The 18,234-nt window shown below is 39.8% G+C and carries 18 protein-coding genes and 1 tRNA gene; 6 read left to right on the top strand and 13 right to left on the bottom strand.

All coding sequences use genetic code 11. The annotated features are described in order from the left end of the window. Positions 1-2: 2 nt before the first annotated feature. From fabZ to hisF, 5 genes are all read right to left on the bottom strand, one after another. Complete coding sequence (gene fabZ, locus DX060_RS02450; protein WP_115010990.1) at positions 3-482, bottom strand: 3-hydroxyacyl-ACP dehydratase FabZ; 480 nt, start codon at positions 480-482, stop codon at positions 3-5. Positions 483-834: 352 nt separating this feature from the next. Continuing rightward, on the bottom strand, positions 835-1,992 hold the full coding sequence (locus tag DX060_RS02445; RefSeq protein ID WP_115010989.1) for an epoxyqueuosine reductase QueH: 1,158 nt from the start codon (positions 1,990-1,992) through the stop codon (positions 835-837). 126 nt (positions 1,993-2,118) lie between these two features. Then, entirely contained in the window at positions 2,119-3,255 is a 1,137-nt protein-coding gene (gene rlmN, locus DX060_RS02440) for a dual-specificity RNA methyltransferase RlmN (RefSeq protein ID WP_258552165.1), read from the bottom strand. A 19-nt stretch (positions 3,256-3,274) separates the two neighbouring features. Then, positions 3,275-3,832 carry a phosphorylase family protein gene (locus tag DX060_RS02435; RefSeq protein WP_115010988.1) on the bottom strand — a complete coding sequence of 186 codons (558 nt, stop codon included), beginning with the start codon at positions 3,830-3,832 and terminating at the stop codon, positions 3,275-3,277. A gap of 21 nt (positions 3,833-3,853) precedes the next feature. After that, positions 3,854-4,618 carry an imidazole glycerol phosphate synthase subunit HisF gene (gene hisF, locus DX060_RS02430; protein ID WP_115010987.1) on the bottom strand — a complete coding sequence of 255 codons (765 nt, stop codon included), beginning with the start codon at positions 4,616-4,618 and terminating at the stop codon, positions 3,854-3,856. 150 nt (positions 4,619-4,768) lie between these two features. Here hisF and rsmA point away from each other — a divergent pair, with 150 nt between their 5' ends. Genes rsmA through DX060_RS02410 form a run of 4 tightly spaced genes read left to right on the top strand, consistent with a single transcriptional unit; the run spans position 4,769 to position 8,923 of the window. Continuing rightward, positions 4,769-5,662, top strand: a complete 894-nt coding sequence (rsmA, locus tag DX060_RS02425) for a 16S rRNA (adenine(1518)-N(6)/adenine(1519)-N(6))-dimethyltransferase RsmA (RefSeq protein ID WP_115010986.1) — start codon at positions 4,769-4,771, stop codon at positions 5,660-5,662. Continuing rightward, on the top strand, positions 5,659-7,647 hold the full coding sequence (locus DX060_RS02420) for a ribonuclease J (RefSeq protein ID WP_115010985.1): 1,989 nt from the start codon (positions 5,659-5,661) through the stop codon (positions 7,645-7,647). Before rsmA ends, DX060_RS02420 begins: the two co-directional genes overlap by 4 nt. Before the next feature lie 10 nt (positions 7,648-7,657). Further along, on the top strand, positions 7,658-8,674 hold the full coding sequence (locus DX060_RS02415; RefSeq protein WP_115010984.1) for a KpsF/GutQ family sugar-phosphate isomerase: 1,017 nt from the start codon (positions 7,658-7,660) through the stop codon (positions 8,672-8,674). Between the two features lie 9 nt (positions 8,675-8,683). Beyond that, complete coding sequence (locus DX060_RS02410; protein WP_023929689.1) at positions 8,684-8,923, top strand: DUF2443 family protein; 240 nt, start codon at positions 8,684-8,686, stop codon at positions 8,921-8,923. 46 nt (positions 8,924-8,969) lie between these two features. On the opposite strand, the gene DX060_RS02405 is transcribed toward DX060_RS02410, so the two are convergent. Together DX060_RS02405 and DX060_RS02400 are read right to left on the bottom strand one after the other, a co-directional pair. Next, positions 8,970-9,827 carry a hypothetical protein gene (locus DX060_RS02405; RefSeq protein WP_115010983.1) on the bottom strand — a complete coding sequence of 286 codons (858 nt, stop codon included), beginning with the start codon at positions 9,825-9,827 and terminating at the stop codon, positions 8,970-8,972. A 109-nt stretch (positions 9,828-9,936) separates the two neighbouring features. Beyond that, positions 9,937-10,012 (bottom strand) — tRNA-Phe (locus DX060_RS02400). 119 nt (positions 10,013-10,131) lie between these two features. Here DX060_RS02400 and DX060_RS02395 point away from each other — a divergent pair. Then, positions 10,132-10,884 carry an exodeoxyribonuclease III gene (locus DX060_RS02395; RefSeq protein ID WP_115010982.1) on the top strand — a complete coding sequence of 251 codons (753 nt, stop codon included), beginning with the start codon at positions 10,132-10,134 and terminating at the stop codon, positions 10,882-10,884. Here DX060_RS02395 and DX060_RS02390 read toward each other — a convergent pair whose 3' ends face one another. From DX060_RS02390 to dnaA, 4 genes are all read right to left on the bottom strand, one after another. Beyond that, positions 10,885-11,133 (bottom strand): superinfection immunity protein, encoded by a 249-nt coding sequence (locus DX060_RS02390; protein WP_115010981.1) that lies wholly within the window; start codon positions 11,131-11,133, stop codon positions 10,885-10,887. A 9-nt stretch (positions 11,134-11,142) separates the two neighbouring features. Next, the gene (gyrB, locus tag DX060_RS02385) at positions 11,143-13,482 is read right to left on the bottom strand and encodes a DNA topoisomerase (ATP-hydrolyzing) subunit B (RefSeq protein WP_115010980.1); all 2,340 of its coding nucleotides are present in this window, start codon (positions 13,480-13,482) and stop codon (positions 11,143-11,145) included. A 12-nt stretch (positions 13,483-13,494) separates the two neighbouring features. After that, positions 13,495-14,622: a DNA polymerase III subunit beta gene (gene dnaN, locus DX060_RS02380; protein WP_115010979.1), complete on the bottom strand. Its 1,128-nt coding sequence runs from the start codon at positions 14,620-14,622 to the stop codon at positions 13,495-13,497. A gap of 150 nt (positions 14,623-14,772) precedes the next feature. Continuing rightward, a complete protein-coding gene (gene dnaA / locus DX060_RS02375; protein ID WP_115010978.1) occupies positions 14,773-16,089 on the bottom strand; it encodes a chromosomal replication initiator protein DnaA in 1,317 nt (438 codons plus the stop codon). Between the two features lie 198 nt (positions 16,090-16,287). On the opposite strand from dnaA, the gene ruvC reads away from it, so the two are divergent. Then, a complete protein-coding gene (gene ruvC, locus DX060_RS02370) occupies positions 16,288-16,770 on the top strand; it encodes a crossover junction endodeoxyribonuclease RuvC (protein ID WP_115010977.1) in 483 nt (160 codons plus the stop codon). A 1-nt stretch (position 16,771) separates the two neighbouring features. On the opposite strand, the gene DX060_RS02365 is transcribed toward ruvC, so the two are convergent. Together DX060_RS02365 and DX060_RS02360 are read right to left on the bottom strand one after the other, a co-directional pair. Then, positions 16,772-17,599 (bottom strand): prephenate dehydrogenase, encoded by an 828-nt coding sequence (locus DX060_RS02365; protein WP_115010976.1) that lies wholly within the window; start codon positions 17,597-17,599, stop codon positions 16,772-16,774. 70 nt (positions 17,600-17,669) lie between these two features. Further along, positions 17,670-18,107 carry an acyloxyacyl hydrolase gene (locus DX060_RS02360; protein ID WP_181814146.1) on the bottom strand — a complete coding sequence of 146 codons (438 nt, stop codon included), beginning with the start codon at positions 18,105-18,107 and terminating at the stop codon, positions 17,670-17,672. Between the last annotated feature and the right edge of the window lie 127 nt (positions 18,108-18,234).

Here is an 18,234-nt window from a genome sequence, read left to right as displayed (position 1 = left end):
TCCTAGCCCTGCTCTTGATTATCTGCGACCATTGCCTTTAGCTCCGCTTCACACACAAGCTTACCATCGACAAATGCCTTACCATCAAGCGACCACACCGCGCCTTTGTGCTTCAAAACGCTTAGGTGATATTCTAAGCGATCGCCCGGTGTAACAGGCACGCGGAATTTCACCTTATCAATTGTCATAAAATATACGATTTTATTCTCCGCAGCCTTGAGATCATCGCCAAACATACTCACAAATGCCAGCACACCGCCAGCTTGTGCCATACCCTCAATAATCATAACACCGGGATACACAGGCTTGCTAGGAAAATGCCCTAAAAATATTTCTTCATTGATCGTAACATTTTTGTATGCCTTGATGTAGCCATTAGGCGCAACATCATCGGTATTACAGACAAGCTCTGTAATCCTATCTACGAGCAACAAGGGATAACGATGTGGTAGAATCTTTTTGATTTGATTGACATCCATCATAAGCAAACCTCATAAAAGTAAAACTAAACTTGAAATAAGATCTTGGCAAACCTTGCAAAATCAACAAAAATCGCGCCGATTATACACAATATTTTCAAAAATTTTCTTTAATTTTTGATACCGATACGCGCCTAAACACTTGCTAACAGATTCAAGCAAATACCCCACACACCCTAGAATCTAGCAAGTATTTTCTCGCTCATTTTTCTCTGTGTTCAACACGATTAGCCGCCGCTAAAGAAGTGGATTTTGACTAAGCTACCAAACAACTTGACACATAGATAGCCCTCAAGCCAAAGTCCCGAGCTGATTAAAGTAACGCCTATTATACTCTCAAGAGTAAATTAAGATTTTATGATAAAGGTATCGGTGTAAAGAGCTTCTCTTCTTGAAAAACTGCTTTAATATCTATGTTTGTATTTTGGATTTCTTCATCGACAATGATAATGGGATTGACACTTTCACTACCACAAAGTAGTGCGCGGATCATAAGCTCTACATCGTATGCGATAGGATTATACACTAGCTCAAGGACACTGCGATACTGCTCACCACACATCATCACAAAATCTTTCAAACACAAAAACACGCTATCGTCTTTTTTAGAAAATCCCAATCGCACGCTTTGTGCTGGGATCTGCAGTGTATTGGCTAGATATTGATGGTGGTTTGGTGTAATTTGCTCTAGTAAAAATTCTAGCGATACATTTACCCAATTGATGATGGTGTTTTTAATATGTCTAGATTCTGAATGCACTAGGATATAACTATACGGCACACAATCATTATAAAATACTCTTCCTTGTAGAAGTCGCCACACGCGTTGCTTTCTTTGTATGAGTAGGTAATTTTTATCATTAGATTCTAGTGTGTTTCTTAAGGCAAAAGACTTTTGTCGATCTTCTATGCTTCCGGGCAGTGCTCTGCCACCGATCTCACTGATCATCTCTAAGCTCAATCGATCTTGCTTGACACGCTGCTTGGATAATGCAAATTGACAGCCACAATAATTTTGGCGATAGAGATTGTCTCGCTTGGCAAGCTCATTTTGCTTCTGCACACCACCATCTTTACGGACATTGATTTTGACAAAATCTAAGCCATAGCCTTGAGCAATTATATCGCCCTGCTGATAGAGAATCTCCTGCTCTTTCATAGGGCTTGATAGCAGCGTGGTAGTGAAAGTCCTCTCTCCAAGATCCTTAGCAATCTGCGCACTTTTCTCTAAACGCACATCAAAGCAGGTGCTACATCTAGCCCCTTTTTCTGGCTCATCTTCTTGCCCCTTTACTGATGATAGCCATTTTTCTAGCTCATAATCACCTTCAATAAGCGGGATTTTTAACATATCGCAGCTTCTGCGCACATCACTTAAGCGAAGATCGTGTTCGGCTTTTGGGTGGATGTTTGGATTGTAAAAAAACCCGACAAAGCTCTCTTGCGGATAAGCCTTTTTCAACTCACTCAAAAAATAATGACTATCCACAGAGCAACAAATATGCACTAGCATTTCTATCTCCTATTCTTTATTGTTCTTTTCATTCTTGACAAATAGCATATATCCAACAATACTGCCGATAGCAAATATCGCCAAAAATACCAACAATATCCATTCTAGTGAATCCATTGTATCTCCTTATATGATTTGTGTTTCATATGAAACATTCTGCCCTTGTCCCTGCCTTGACCTTGTCTTTTCTCGTAGCTGTCCGCACGCAGCAGAAATATCAATGCCTTTGGATTCTCGTATCGTAGTGAGCAATCCCTTGTTTGTAAGAAAATCGGCAAAGACTCTAACCTTGCTCTCTTCTGGTCGCTGGAATTTCGTCCCACTATGTGGATTAAACAAAATCAAATTCACCTTAGCCTTTATCCCATTAAGAAGTTTTAATAGCTTTTTCGCGCTTACGATGTCATCATTCACATCTTTTATCACGAGATATTCAAACATCACACGCTTGCGTGTATCGATAGGAAAGGCACGCACCGCATCAATGACACTTTGGATATTGTAAGTTTTATTCATAGGAATAAGCTTTGAGCGCAGAGTATCATCCACGGCGTGGAGCGATATGGCAAGCTGGACGCCTAGATTCTGCTTGCCTAGATCGTGGATTCTAGGGCTAATGCCGCTCGTAGAGATTGTCTGTCGCTTTGGCGAGATAGAGAGACCATCAAGTGTAGAGAGAATTTTGATCGCGTGTATGAGATTATCAAAATTATTTAGTGGCTCGCCCATACCCATATAGACGATATTCACACGCTTTTCTGGGGCGAGATTATTATACTTTTTAAGATTTAGCACCTGCTCGACTATCTCCCCACTTGTCAAATCTCGCACAAATCCGCCCTTTGCTGTGGAGCAAAAAGCACAGCCCACCTTACAGCCGATTTGACTAGAGATACAAAATGTGTATTTCTCCCCCTCGATAATCTTGCTATTTTCATCGAGCTTTTTATCGCGCATTTTTATACACACACTCTCAAAGGTATGGTTATCTCGAGTTTGGAAAAGATATTTTCTCGTGCCATCTTGGCTCACTTCTTGCGTAAGTAGCTCTAAATTTTGCGCACTATATTCTAGCTGCAATCTCTCTCTAAAATCTTTGGGAAGATTACTCATCTTAGCAAAGTCCTTTTCATAACGAACATAAAGCCAATGATATATTTGCTTTGCCTGATAAGGTTTCTTGCAAACTTCTTGCAGCTCCGTAAGTGAAAGGCTGTAAATATTTTGTTTTGATGTATCGAGCTTCAACACACTAGAATCCACTTTTATACTCCTGCTATATTCATAATTTTTGCACTTGTATGAAGTTTTCTAACGCTTTTTTAGCCAAGGTGTGATTAGCCATAAAATCCTTTTGTGCATTTGCATCGCAATAGTTTGTGATACAAAATACCCCATAAGCGGGGATATTAAACTCCTGTGCCACACGCAAAATCGCGAAAAATTCCATATTTTCTAGCATAATGCCAGCTCCACACATCGCAGCACAAATCCTAGAATCTGTCGTAATATAGTTAGAAGAATTTACCACGACATCGCGCAAGTAGCGATATTTTGCCCTAAATGTTTCTTGTGAAACATTGTTTTCTATACAATTATCTAGCGGCGTATAACTATCCCCAGAGACAAAACTGGATTCTATCTGTGTGGCACGAGTGCTTATACATAAAGACAACAATGGTAGCTCATAAGAATACGACCCCGCAGAGCCGACAAATACTAAACTCTCTATATACTCTTGCAAGCAGATTCTCATAAGCCCCATACTTGCCTCCACCAATCCCACACCAATAGGCGTAGCATAAGCAATGATTTCATTCCTACCAGCACACACTATCATCGAGCTTTCCTACAATGTTGCCTACAAGCGCACCGATATACCACGATCATCAAGATAATGTTTGACATCTATGATACTGATTTCATTATTATGAAAAATACTCGCTGCCAATGCCGCATCTGCTACATCAAGAGAAAAAATCTCTTCCAAATGCTCCACTTTACCTGCCCCACCAGAAGCGATTATAGGCAAGCTTGTAGATCTTCTCATCATCTGCAACGCACCTATATCATAGCCATTTTTCGTGCCATCCGTATCCATACTTGTTAGTAGAAATTCTCCAGCACCTTTTTCTTCACAAACCTTTACCCACTCATCAAGCAATATCCCCGTGCGCTCTCTCCCTCCCTTGACATACACTTCATATCCCAAATCACTCAAACGCACATCAATCGCCACAACTACACATTGTGAGCCAAATCTTTTCGCCGCTTGTTCAATCAAGCTTGGATCAGCAATTGCAGCAGAATTGATACTAATTTTATCCGCTCCAGAATCCAAAAGCATATACATATCATTCAAAGTTTTAACCCCACCCCCAATTGTCAAAGGTATATACACTTCTTTAGCAATTTCACGAATAAGCTCAACGATAATTTGACGATGCTCAAATGATGCTGTAATGTCTAAAATCACAAGCTCATCGGCTAAAGAGTCATTGTAGAATCTTGCTAGTGAAACAGGATCGCCGATATTTTGTAAGCCGATGAAATTCACCCCTTTCACCACTTGCCCATCTTTTATATCCAGACAGGGAATAATTCTCTTTGCAAGATGATTTGCCATCTCACACTCCTTTGCAACAAGGCGATAATAAAATGGCAAGTATATAAAAGAGATATAAAAATTTTCATAAATCCACATAAGTTCTTACATAAGTTAATAAAAACTCGATACAATGGGCTGCATTGATTGTATGTTTATTGCGAGCGGGGTATGCGAGCGAAAAAGCGTTTTGGGCAAAATTTTTTAAAAGATCCTTTTATCCTTGATCAAATTGTCCAAGTGAGTGCCGAGCTACTACAAGATCAAAAACTTATAGAAATCGGTGTTGGCTTGGGTGATTTATCAGAGCGGCTTTTATCTATTGCAAGTCTTACGACTTATGAGATTGATGCCGATCTGTGTTCTTTTGTTTTGCAGAAATTTTCATCACGCAGTTTTGCTAACACTTTTTCCCTAGTGAATTGTGATGTGCTATCTATATCTCTTGGTATAGATTCTAATCTCAATCTACCGAAGAAAACAGATGCGAAACAAGCTTTACACACAATGAGTGATGATAGCAATAGTAGAGTAGAATCCAAAAAAGGATGGCTTGCTAATGAGCCTTATATCCTTGTCTCTAATCTCCCTTATAATATCGCCACTCGCATCGTGCTAAATCTCTTGCACGATCCATTGTGTGAGGGCTTTGTAGTGATGACACAAAAAGAGGTCGCCTTGAAATTCTGCGCAGATACCTTATCAAGTGATTTTTGCGCGCTAAGTGTGATTGCACAAAGCGCAGGAGAAATGGCACTGCTTTTTGATGTGAGTAAAGAGAGCTTTGATCCTATGCCTAAAGTAACTTCATCAGTATTTAGACATAAAAAATTTACAAACTTTACCCACATTGAAAGCGGCTTTGAATCTATGTTAAAAATGGCATTTAGCTCCCCGAGAAAAAAGCTATTTAATAATCTCTTGCCATTTTTTAAACAATATGAGCAGGAGAATTTACTAGATAAAATCTTCGCACAAGAATCCATTGACCAAAGCGCAAGACCTCATCAAATCAGCACACAAAAGTATCACCACATCTACAACACACTAAAGGACTACCTATGAATGAGCCAAACAACAAACCAAATCCACACAACACACAAGATAGCACCCAGCCAAAAAGGCGGTTTTTCAACAATCGCTTTAAAAGGGATCAAAACAGAGAGCCGCACAATCGCGAGCAGCAATCTCACCAAAAAAACCAAGGCGAGCAGCAAAGACGCCAGTGGCCCAATCGCAACCGCCAAGAGAACCAAGGCGGAGCAAGAGAAGTGCAAGGAGCGAGCGAGCGGGGGAATCTGGCATTCCACAAGGATTTGAAAAAAGGTGTAGAGACAAACACTAGAATCCAAAAAAACAGCCTAAACCCTCACAACAAGCTCAATCTCAACACAAAAGCCAGCGTGCGTATCACGCCGCTTGGTGGGCTAGGAGAAATCGGCGGCAATATGATGGTAATGGAGACAGAAAAATCTGCCATCATCATCGATGTGGGTATGAGCTTCCCAGAAGAAAATATGCACGGCGTGGATATTTTGATCCCAGATTTTACTTATCTCCACACCATAAAGGACAAAATCGCAGGTATTATCATCACCCACGCACACGAAGATCACATCGGCGCAGTGCCATATCTTTTCAAAGAGTTGCAGTTCCCTCTCTATGGCACCCCTCTAGCACTTGGAATGATAGGGGCGAAATTTGACGAACACGGACTAAAGAAATTCCGCCCTATGCTAAAGGTCATTCAAAAGCGTGAGCCTGTGCAAATCGGGGAATTTGAAATAGAGTGGATACATATCACACACTCTATCATCGACTCTTCCGCGCTTGCGATTAAGACAGAGGCTGGCATTATCTTCCACACGGGCGATTTCAAAATCGATCACACTCCCATTGACAATCTCCCCACCGATTTGCACCGCCTAGCGCATTATGGAGAGCAGGGAGTTATGCTGCTGCTTAGTGATTCTACAAACTCACACAAAAGCGGCTGCACGCAGAGTGAAGCAGTTGTAGGACCGACATTTGACTCACTTTTCAAAAGTGCGCAAGGACGCGTGATAATGAGCACTTTTAGCTCCAATATCCACCGCGTGTATCAAGCGATCACCTATGGGATCAAATATGGGCGCAAAGTCTGTGTGATCGGTCGCTCGATGGAAAAAAACATCGACATAGCACGAGAGCTTGGCTATATCGATTTACCAAACTCCATTTTCATCGAAGCACACGAAGTAGAAAAATACCCTGAAAATGAGATCTTAATCGTTACCACAGGCTCACAAGGCGAGACGATGAGCGCGCTCTATCGTATGGCGACAGATGAGCATAGACATGTCAAAATCAAATCTAGCGATCTCATCATACTCTCTGCCAAAGCCATCCCGGGCAATGAAGGCTCTGTATCAGCCGTGCTAAATTTCTTGATGAAAGCAGGGGCAAGTGTAGCCTACCAAGACTTTAGCGAAATCCATGTAAGCGGGCACGCCGCCCAAGAGGAGCAAAAGCTTATGCTACGACTCATCAAGCCCAAATTTTTCCTCCCGGTTCACGGAGAGTATAATCATGTCGCCAAGCACAAAGATACTGCCATTAAATGCGGTGTGCTAGAGAAAAATATCTTGCTTATGGAAGATGGCGATCAAATCGAAGTCAATCCAAGCTATATGCGCAAAGTCGGCAATGTCAAATCAGGCAAAGTTTTCATCGATAATCAAGCCTGTAAAGAAGTGGATTCTAGCACGATCAAAGATCGCCAAGATCTAGCAGACGCTGGGCTTGTGAGTATGGTCGCTTTCATCACACAAAGCGAGCAGAAAATCCGCTCCCTAGAAATAGAGATGATAGGCATAGCCAATGAAAAAGAGCAAAATGAGCTACAAAAAGAGCTGCAAGGCGCGCTTGAAATGTCTATCCGCACGATAAAGCCAGAAGTGCTTAATAACAAAAAGCTGCTAGAAGGGGAGATACGAAATCTCACAAGAAAGCTGCTCTTTAAAAAGCTCAAAAAATATCCTGCGATTTTGCTCCATATCTTTACCGCATAAGAGCCACGCGATGAGCCACACACAAGAGCTAGTAGAATCTAAACTAGATTCTACTAGATACGCACAAATCGCACGCGGAGTCTTACTCCTAGAAGCAAAAGAGCTGCAAAACACCGCCCAAAAATGTGCGCAGATTGCTTGGGACTCAATTATAGAATCCATCATCAAAGCCACGAATAAAGGCGGCAAGCTCATCGTCTGTGGCGTGGGGAAGAGTGGGCATATCGGCAGCAAAATCGCCGCTACACTTGCTAGCACAGGCACGCCAAGCTTCTTTCTCCACCCCACCGAAGCCTTGCACGGCGATCTTGGAATGATAGGAGCAAATGACATAATCCTAGCGATAAGTTATAGCGGAGAGAGTAGTGAGATTTTAGCGATTATGCCGCATTTCAAACGCCTTGCAAGCGGTATTATCACTATGAGCAAAGCCCCAGATTCTGCACTAAGCAGGCTTGGGGATTATTTCTTACCTATTGCCATAGAGCAAGAAGCCTGCCCCATACAAGCTGCCCCGATGAGCTCCACCACTCTTACCCTAGCTATGGGCGATGCGCTAGCAGCCTGTCTCATACAAGCAAGGAATTTTAGCAAATACGACTTCGGCGCGTTACATCCGGGCGGAAGCTTGGGGAAAGAACTCTTTGTCAAAATCGCCGATCTTATGCAGAGAGACAATCTCCCCATAATCTCCCCACAAACACCGCTAAAAGATGCCATCATCACAATGACACAAAAACGGCTTGGAAGCGCACTCATCGCCGAAGACAACACACTTATAGCAGTGCTAAGCGATGGAGATTTACGGCGTGCTATGATGAGAGATGATTTTGACATCAACGCTAGAGCGATCACCTATGCCACGCCAAATCCAAAAACCTGCCAGAATCCCAATCTCCTAGCCAAAGAAGCCCTAAAAATCATAGAAGCAAACAAAATCCAGCTGCTTGTCATCACAGATGATAAAAAGTGGATTCTAGGGGTTTTGCATATCCACACTCTTCTTAGCGAGGGTATCACATCATAAGGAGCAAAAATGTTTGAAAAAATCAATGAAATAATCATTAGAATCGAAGAAATCCGCGATGAAATCCAAATCCTACTTGGTATGGGGAAAATTAGCTTTGTGGATTACATAATGATCAAACGCGGCTCTATGGATATGCCAGAAGAGCTAAAAATGGCGGTGCTAGAGCAGATCAACGAGCAAGTTGATGCACTAAAGGAGCAAATTGATAAGCTTAATAAAATCAAGCGCGAAATGCTAGTGTTTTAATCCTTTCTACACAGAAGCCAAAACTACACCTACTAGGCTTTATTTATCAATTAAACGGCGCATTAAGTCCTATACCAAACTCAAGCATAAGCGCAAAGTTATTTGCTTCAGGGTGGTGGAGTGTTTGCGTATCTAAATAAGGCATAGCAAGGGCATTCATATCATAATACACTCCCTTGATTCTGGCGTAGAAATCTGGTATCTCAAAGCGTGATCTTTGTGCAAGTGCTTCGCCTATGTCTTCTACACTATCATAGGCATTGCCACGATAGAGTATCCCTAGAGATAGCTCTGCTTTGTAGCTGCCATCAAATGCACCAGCCACTTTATCAGATCTCACATTATAGCCATAGCCAGCAAGTCGGCGGGTCGCATTCCAAGCGATATTGACTCTAGGCTCTAGTGCAAGCTTATCTGTAAGCATTATCCTATGAAACGCTCCCACACCTAGGAAAAGCCCAAAATCCATAAATCTCCCGCGATTTTTCTCAAAGCCTACATCATATAAATCCGTAGAAAATGACATATACAAAAATGTAGGCTTCTCTAGTGAGCCAAGATTAGCCCCAGCATTAAGCGTAACAAGAGCAAACCAATTTCTATCGCTGATACTCTCATAATTACCACTTGCACTTGCTATGCCACTCATTGATGAGCCACCAACACCAGCAGATAACTCTCCACCTAGATAAAACCATTTCCAATATGAATCTTCTTGCAAAGTGAGAAACCCACCACCATTGTGCGTGCTGACACGCGGCGAGTGTAAATGTGTATAATAGCCACCAAGTCCTATACGAGAATCTTGGCAGCGAACTCCATAATGACATTTGTAAGCCAAAGCAAGATTACAAAGTAAAATAGTAAGTAGAAATACTCTTATCATACTAGAAATCCATTTCATAAGAACTCCTTATGAAGTGTGATGAGTATCCATTATAACAATCGTATGTAAAAACAAATAGTATCTATCGTAAAAGAAATGTAAAGTAAAAGTAAATGATTAAGAAGAATGGTGGCTCGAGGCGGAATCGAACCACCGACACGGAGATTTTCAGTCTCCTGCTCTACCGACTGAGCTATCGAGCCACTAGGCGAAATCAAAGTAAATTTGGATTCTGCCTTGTTTTGATTAAAAATACGCTTAAATTATAAAAACCATAAGGACTTTTATCCTATAATCCGCACATTTGACTAAAGGATTTACATTGAAACTAATTTCTTGGAATGTTAATGGACTAAGAGCGTGTATGAATAAGGGCTTTATGGAGTTTTTTAACGCTGTAAATGCAGATGTGTTTTGTATCCAAGAATCAAAAATGCACAAAGAGCAAGCAGAATTTGACTTCAGCGGATATTATGAATACTGGAATAGCGCGGAGAAAAAGGGCTACTCTGGCGTGGCAATCTTTAGTAAGCAAGAGCCTTTAAGCGTGGGCTATGATATGGGGATCGCCCACCACGACAAAGAGGGGCGCATTATCACAGCAGAATTTAGCGATTTTTATCTTGTGAATGTCTATACTCCAAACTCTAAAAGAGAGTTAGAACGCCTAGCATACAGAATGGAGTGGGAAGATGACTTTCGCGCATTTTTAAAAGCCTTAGAATCTAAAAAGCCCGTAATTGTCTGCGGAGATCTCAATGTCGCACATAAAGAGATTGATTTAAAAAACCCTAAAACAAACCGCAGAAACGCTGGCTTCACTGATGAAGAAAGAGAGAAAATGAGTGCGCTGCTAGATTCTGGCTTCACAGATACTTATCGCCACTTTTACCCTGACAAAGAGAGAGCTTACACTTGGTGGAGCTATATGGGAAAGGCTAGGGCAAACAACACGGGGTGGCGTATTGATTACTTTCTCTGCTCTAAAATTTTGGGTTCTAGGTTAAAGAGTGCTAGCATTTACCCTGAGATTTTAGGAAGTGATCATTGTCCTGTGGGGTTGGAGATTTTATAGCTATCTACGCATAAAGCTCCAAATAAGAGCCATAAACCAGCCAAGCACGCTCCAACCAAAAAACACATTGATAATAAGGATTAGAAATCTATCTCGGTGATGTCGAAGTATAGCGATAAGACTTGGCAGAAAATACACCGCTATACTAGCAACAAAAATAAGGATAAAAACTCCCAAAGACCAATAATCAACCCCACGCGTGAGAATCTCTACACCATCGATGATGATTAGCTGCTCTGTTTCAAACATTTTAACTTATCATACATCAAGGTTTTTTACATCTTTTGCGTGGAGCTGGATATACTCTCTCCTAGGTTCTACTTCATCGCCCATAAAAAGTGTGAAAATCCTATCAGCCTCTTCTTCATTTGGCAAAGTTACGCGTAAAAGTGTCCTATTACTTGGGATCATAGTAGTTTCTTGTAATTGATCTGGGTCCATTTCACCTAGACCTTTGTAACGCTGCATATCGTAGCTTTTTTTAGTGGATTCTTCTATTTCTTCTAAGACTTTGATGATATTTTTTCCTTCTAAAAACACAAGATCTCTTTCTTGAATCTTTGCATAAATATCACACGCTTCTTTGAAAAAATTATTGACAAAAAGGCTTTGATCAATAGTCGTCTCCACAAGTCCTGTGGGCGTTTGGACATAAAGCGTGAGAAACTCTTGTGCAATTGTTTTATTTAAAATATTGCATTCAATTGTCGGTAGAAATTTCTCAATCTCTGCAAACATCTGCGTAAAATCCACATCTCTTACCGCAGGCTTTTCTATTAAAAACCGCACAATATCAATCATCGCATAGCGTTTCTCTAGCTCTTTTAGTATCAAGCGATATTGCGAGATCTTTTTCAAGATTTCGATCAGCTCTTTTTCACCGATACCTTCAAATGTGAAATTCTCAATACCATTTTCAATAAGAAATTCACTCAAGGCTTTATCATCTTTTAGGTATAGCTCTTTATTTTTATTCTTTTTTAATTGCAAGCAGTAAAGTGGTGGCTGCGCGATATAAATATGTCCATTTTGAATAAGTGGCTTTAAATAACGATAGAAAAATGTCATAAGTAGTGTTTGAATATGACTTCCATCAACATCAGCATCAGTCATAATGATGATTTTATGATAACGCAGCCGCTCAAGATTAAAATCTTCTCCAATGCCACAGCCAAAAGCAGTAATCATATTTTTAATCTCTTCGCTTTTCAAAATCTTATCAAGGCGTGATTTTTCGACATTAAGAATCTTACCTCGCAAAGGCAAAATAGCTTGATAGAGTCTATCTCTAGCTTGCTTGGCAGAGCCACCCGCAGAATCCCCCTCTACAAGATAGATTTCGGATTCTGTTGGGTCTTTACTTTGGCAGTCAGCAAGCTTCCCGGGCAATGTCCCTACGGAAAAATTCTCCTTTTTTCGTGTGAGTTCGCGCGCTTTTTTCGCTGCTTCTCGCCCTCTTGCTGCAAGCAATGCCTTTTGCATAATAGCTTTTGCATCATTTGGATTTTCTTCAAAATATTTGCTTAATCGCTCCGTTGTAAGCTTTTGTATGATTGGTTTAATGAAAGAGCTTCCTAGCTTGCCTTTTGTTTGTCCTTCAAACTGCGGATCGATAATGCGCGTAGAAATAATCGCCACAAGCCCTTCACGCACATCATCACCTGTTACTTTTATGTCCTTTTCACGAGCATTTGCGTTTGCTTCTATGTAATTCATAATTACACGGCTAAGTCCTGCTCTAAAGCCAGCTTCGTGTGTCCCACCATCTGGAGTGCGGATATTATTTACAAAGCTTAGGACATTTTCATCAAAGCCTTCATTATAGACAAGTGCTATTTCCATTTCCGTTTCTTGATCCGCACCTTTAAAGTAAATTGTCGAAGCAATAGCAGGGCGTTTATTGACATCTTGAATAAATTGCATAAGTCCATTTTCAAAGTGATAAGACTCTCTAAAACCACTGCGTTCATCGATGAAATCAATAGTTAGATTCTGGTTTAGATATGCCATTTCTTTAAATCTGCGGGTTAAAACATCTTTGTCAAATTCAACCACTTCCATAATGCTATCATCAGGGAAAAATTCAATAATTGTGCCATTTTTCTTGGTTTCACCGATGATTTCTAATTCAGAAGTAGGGATTCCAGCAGCAAATTCTTGGCGATAGATATTGCCGTTTTTGTGGATAGTCATAATGAGCTTTTTTGATAAAGCATTGACAACAGAAACCCCAACTCCGTGCAAACCACCAGATGCTTTATATACTTCACTATCAAATTTCCCACCAGCGTGTAGCACAGTAAGCACCACTGTGGCAGTAGGGATATTTTCAGTAGGGTGAATATCTACGGGTATCCCTCTACCATTGTCTTCAATGATAGCACTGCCTTCGTGTGTAAGCCTAATGCTAATTTTATTACAAAATCCAGCCATAGCTTCATCGACAGAGTTATCCACCACTTCATATACCATATGGTGCAGACCATTGATATTTGTGCTACCGATATACATACCCGGGCGTTTTCTAACTGCCTCAAGTCCTTTTAGGACTTTGATATTTTGTCCAGTGTATGATGGTGTTTTATGATCTTCTTGCATTTTATTCCTTTACTAGCATAACACAGGCATTATAATTGTGGAGTATTTATCATCTTTTAGCATAAATGGCATATTACTATCGTTGATCAAAATCTCAAATTCATTACTTCCTACAAATCCTAAGAAATCAAGCACATAACGAGAATTCATACCAAGTGTAATTGGCTCTGCAATGTTAAGAGCAATATCAATAGGAGTTGTAGCAGATTCTGAGCTTTCGGAATTTATCGTTTCAAAGATTAAGCCACTAGAATCTAATGTGCCTTTAATATTTGTAGAGAGAGAATTTACCTTTTTTATGGCTTTTATGACATCATCTTTTGGGAGTTTAGATTGGATTTTAAACTCTTTGGGGATGATTTTTTCATAGTCTGGATATTTTCCACTTATGAGCTTCGTGGAGAAAATATAGTTTTGTGATTTGATGAAAAGCATCGTAGGATCAGATTCTAATCTTTTATTGATATAAATCTCAAATTCATCATAAAAGAGCTTGGAAATCTCCATAATAGCGCGTCTAGGTATTATGATAGAAAATTGTGATCCAATGGATTGGGTGTTTTGGCGGATGATTGCAAGTCTTCTTGTGTCTGTGCCGACAAAATTGCAATGATAATCTTTAACATCAAGTAGGATTCCGGTTAATTCTACCCGCAGAGTATCAGCTCTTGTAGCATCTGTTGCTATGGCGACTTTCTTGATAGATTCTATAAAATCTACAGGGTTTAGATTGATTTGTGTGTCTGATTCATTGATTTCTGGGAATTTTGTAGCATTGTTGAATTCTGTGGCATTGAATGTTGGTAATTCAAACTTGTCTTCTTTATTGTATTTGTTTTTTTGCTTGATGAGTATTTGCCCTTCTTTTGTTTCTAGGGTGATTTCTCCATCATCTAGTGGTTTGATAATGGATAGAATCTTTTTCCCCTCGATTGTAGCTATACCATCTTCGATTTTTTGGATAATGTCTATCTTTGATTGGATAGAGATCTCATAATCTGTGGCTTTTAGGAGAAGCTTATTGTCTAAAGTCTCAAGATATATGTGTGAAGTGATTTGTGAAGAGTCTTTTTTGTCAAGGAAAGATTGGAAATTGTTTAGCACGATTTCGAAGTTGTTTTTGTTCAAAGTGATTTTCATTGTATCTCCTTTAGGTGTTTAGTAGTAATAGTAAGGGTCGTGAAAAAGTGAAAAACCATTCTTTATTCATTGTATGCGGTATTTTGGAGCATTTTAGAATGTCAGGGATTATTCACTTGTTTTGCCGTATTTTAGCAAAATCTAGTTAAATTAGAGACTTTTTTCGCTTTGGATCTTGGCTTTTAGGTTTTGTGTAAGTAGCTTTAGATCTTTGTCTTGCTCGATTTTTTTGGTGATTTGGGTGAAAGCTTTTGAGATCGCGCTGTGGTCTTTCATATTGAGTTTTTGAGCAAGCATACTCATAGAATCTATATTAGAGAGTGTTCTTGTTAGATAGATGACTAGATGTCTTGCTTGGACGATTTGGGTTTTACGGGATTTGGAGATGATTTCACTTGGTTTGATATTGCATTCTTTGGCGATGGTTTCTATGATTTTTTCTAAGCTGATTTCTTCATTTGATTCTTTTTGGATTTCTTTGATGACATTTTTTGCCATAGGGATACTGAAAGGCTGATTGGTCATTGAATGATGAAAACTTAGCTTTAATATGATGCTTTCAATCTGGCGGACATTTTCATTGATATTTTCTGCAAGGAAGTTGATAATGTCTTTTTCCATATTGATTTTATTATCGCGACATTTTTGCTCGATTATGCGGATTTTGGTCTCGATCTCAGGAGGTTGGATTTCCATCATCATACCCCCTTCAAATCTCGATCGCAAGCGGTCTTCTAAGCCTTGGATTTGTTTGGGAAGCTTATCACTAGTCATTACAATTTGTTTGTTGTTTTTATGGAGAGCTTCAAAAGTGTTGAAAAATTCTTCTTGTAAGCCACCTTTACCTCCGAGAAACTGCACATCATCGATAAGGAGATAATCACATTCTCTGTATTTATCTCTAAAGGTATCCATTGTGCGTTGTTTTAGGTGTTTTTGCCATTCGTTTAAAAACTCCTCTGTAGTCATATAAATGACATTCTTTTCGCGTTCAATAGCGGCATTTCCTATGGCGCAAAGTAAATGAGTCTTTCCAAGCCCCGTGTGTCCGTATAATAGCACTGGATTGTAGGATTTAGCTTGATGCTCGGCGACAGATTTTGCGATGATTAGGGCGGATTTATTGCTATTGCCCTCGACAAAGTTGTCAAAGGTTTGTTGTGAATTAAGAAGAGTTTGGGATTGGGATTTTTGTATCTTTTGTCTATAGTTTTTCACATTTTGCTTATCTTTAGCTACGATAATCTTTATATCTGTTTTGGTTTTTGTGTGAATCTCAAAGATATGTTTGATTTTATCAGTGTATTTACTTTTAATCCATTTTTCTATATATGGATTTGGGACCATAAACACTGCTAAATTGCTTTTAGATGCGTTCTCATCGTATTTCATCAGTGATATGTAGGTGCTAAACTCGTATTGAGAAATTTCATTTTTCAATGTTACGAGCACTTCATCCCAAATCATTTTTACTCCTTAAACTATCGTGATAAAGTTTTTCACAAGTGTGAAATACTATGTGAAAAACTCTCATACGATCTTTACACATTTTCTTACAATATGCCAAAATACCAATACACAGCGCAATAAACTAGATAAACTTCTATGACAAATGGAAGCGGATTCTAACAAATCCAATATGTGAAAAAGATAAAATGGAAAAAGATGAAGATTTTAGGTATTGATCCGGGTAGTAGAAATTGCGGCTATGCCATAGTAGAATCCACTTCTACCTTGAAGCTTGCAGAAGCTGGGTTTATAAAGATTACAAGTAGAGATTTGCAGAGTCAAATCCTAGAATTTGTTGAAGGGATAGATTTGATTTTGCAAGCGCATATAATAGATTCTGTGGCTATGGAGGGAATCTTTTATGCTCATAATCCCCAAAGTGTTTTAAAGCTAGCACAAATGCGCGGCGCGATTAGTTTAAAAATTTTGCAAGAGTTGGGGAATTTTGCAGAATACACGCCCCTACAAGTGAAAAAGACCATCACAGGTAAAGCTAAAGCCGATAAAGCACAAGTTGCTTTTATGGTAAAGCAGATTCTAGGTATCAAGCAAGAGATCAAACCTCTTGACATCACAGATGCTATAGCAGTGGCTATAACACACACACGCACACTAAAATCTCAAGCAAAATACCCATAAACTACAAAAATGTGTGCAAGGTATTTGCCTTTTTCATCCACTCGATGAGGTCGTCCCACTTGTCTTCTTGGACAAGTTTTTCAGCATAGAGCATTTCTTTTCCAAAGTGGTCGATTGCTTCTAGAAGATTTTGTTTATTATGTGCAAAGACATCGCGCCACATTATCGGCGAGCTTTTAGCAAGACGACTCATACCCTTAAATCCCCCTCCAATAAGTGCTAGGATATTTTGCGGCTCTTCTTGCGCTAGGACAGCGTTGGCTAATGCAAAGGAGATGATATGAGGCAAATGTGAGATGAAAGCGACATGCCTATCGTGGTCAATGGCAGACATAGAAATAAGTCTCATACCAATGGCGATGAAAATCTGCTTTGCCAAAGCGACTTGGTATTCCCCACTTTGCTCAATATCTGTTAGGATTACGATTTTATTGTGGAAAAGTCCTTGTTCAGCGGCGTTTGGTCCGTAGTTTTCTGTCCCACTCATAGGATGAGCAGCGACAAAATTCTTTCTAATATTTTGGGGGATAGAATCTAAAATCTTTTTCTTTGCCCCGCCTAGATCGATAATCGTAGTCGTGGGAGAAGAAGGCTTGAGTTTTTGCAATGTAGCGATAATCCCATCAAGCGGTGTAGCGATAAAGATCACATCGCATTCTTGTATTTGCTCAAATTCTACACACTCATCGACAAGCCCGAGTGATAAAGCTTGCCTAGAATGTAAGGCACTTGTATCAAATCCCAAAATCCGCTTGAAAATCTTGCTCTCTCGCAACGCAAGCCCCATACTACCGCCAATAAGTCCTAGCCCTATAATCCCAGCTTGCATACTAACCCTTAAAGATAAAATAGCCGCGATTATAGCAAAATCTACCAAGCTCTTATGCAATACTTAGGTATTAAAACGCCACGCCAGCGTTTAATCCAAGGTAGTTGTATCCTATATTTGGTCGCTCTAAATTTCCATTTGAATAATGCTTAATGATACATTCATAAAATATAGTAGTTTTATGAGTAAGCCGGTGATAAAATCCTGCAAAAACTCTCTCCCCAAAGGTAAAGGCACTGCCGATTCTCCCATCATCTCCCTCATTTGATCGTATATAAATCCCTATGCCAATGCCTGTATATAGGGATTTATAAATCGGTAGGATAATGTCTTGTGCTGCTCCAAAGATGATTTGCCGCTTTAATGGCGGCTTAATGGGCAAAAATGCTTCTAGCTCAAGGCTGATTCTGCCACTGATACGGAAGAATGTATTAGGCTGGGCATAGTAGAATCCAAGCGCATAGACATCAGCAAAGCTCTTTTCACTAAAGTCTGCATAAATGCCCAAAGCAAGACTATTGCCATAAGTGGTGAAAACAGGCTTAGTAGAATCTAATCCAAAAAGCTGATAGACAAAGAGTGCGCTAAAAGCTAAAGCTTGTAGAATCCGTTTGGGGGGGCAAATATATTTACAT

The organism is Helicobacter canis (assembly GCF_900451095.1).
In the GTDB taxonomy this organism is placed as follows: Bacteria; Campylobacterota; Campylobacteria; order Campylobacterales; family Helicobacteraceae; genus Helicobacter_B; species Helicobacter_B zhangjianzhongii.
Note: the sequence above shows the minus strand (reverse complement) of the source record. Positions and strands in the feature narration are given on the sequence as shown.

What these genes read in the sequence shown, in the direction of transcription:
- fabZ (WP_115010990.1), bottom strand. Translation starts at nt 482, where the DNA reads ATGATGGATGTCAATCAAATCAAAAAGATTCTACCACATCGTTATCCC.
- DX060_RS02445 (WP_115010989.1), bottom strand. Translation starts at nt 1,992, where the DNA reads ATGCTAGTGCATATTTGTTGCTCTGTGGATAGTCATTATTTTTTGAGT.
- DX060_RS02435 (WP_115010988.1), bottom strand. Translation starts at nt 3,832, where the DNA reads ATGATAGTGTGTGCTGGTAGGAATGAAATCATTGCTTATGCTACGCCT.
- hisF (WP_115010987.1), bottom strand. Translation starts at nt 4,618, where the DNA reads ATGGCAAATCATCTTGCAAAGAGAATTATTCCCTGTCTGGATATAAAA.
- rsmA (WP_115010986.1), top strand. Translation starts at nt 4,769, where the DNA reads ATGCGAGCGAAAAAGCGTTTTGGGCAAAATTTTTTAAAAGATCCTTTT.
- DX060_RS02420 (WP_115010985.1), top strand. Translation starts at nt 5,659, where the DNA reads ATGAATGAGCCAAACAACAAACCAAATCCACACAACACACAAGATAGC.
- DX060_RS02415 (WP_115010984.1), top strand. Translation starts at nt 7,658, where the DNA reads ATGAGCCACACACAAGAGCTAGTAGAATCTAAACTAGATTCTACTAGA.
- DX060_RS02410 (WP_023929689.1), top strand. Translation starts at nt 8,684, where the DNA reads ATGTTTGAAAAAATCAATGAAATAATCATTAGAATCGAAGAAATCCGC.
- DX060_RS02405 (WP_115010983.1), bottom strand. Translation starts at nt 9,827, where the DNA reads ATGAAATGGATTTCTAGTATGATAAGAGTATTTCTACTTACTATTTTA.
- DX060_RS02390 (WP_115010981.1), bottom strand. Translation starts at nt 11,133, where the DNA reads ATGTTTGAAACAGAGCAGCTAATCATCATCGATGGTGTAGAGATTCTC.
- gyrB (WP_115010980.1), bottom strand. Translation starts at nt 13,482, where the DNA reads ATGCAAGAAGATCATAAAACACCATCATACACTGGACAAAATATCAAA.
- dnaN (WP_115010979.1), bottom strand. Translation starts at nt 14,622, where the DNA reads ATGAAAATCACTTTGAACAAAAACAACTTCGAAATCGTGCTAAACAAT.
- dnaA (WP_115010978.1), bottom strand. Translation starts at nt 16,089, where the DNA reads ATGATTTGGGATGAAGTGCTCGTAACATTGAAAAATGAAATTTCTCAA.
- ruvC (WP_115010977.1), top strand. Translation starts at nt 16,288, where the DNA reads ATGAAGATTTTAGGTATTGATCCGGGTAGTAGAAATTGCGGCTATGCC.
- DX060_RS02365 (WP_115010976.1), bottom strand. Translation starts at nt 17,599, where the DNA reads ATGCAAGCTGGGATTATAGGGCTAGGACTTATTGGCGGTAGTATGGGG.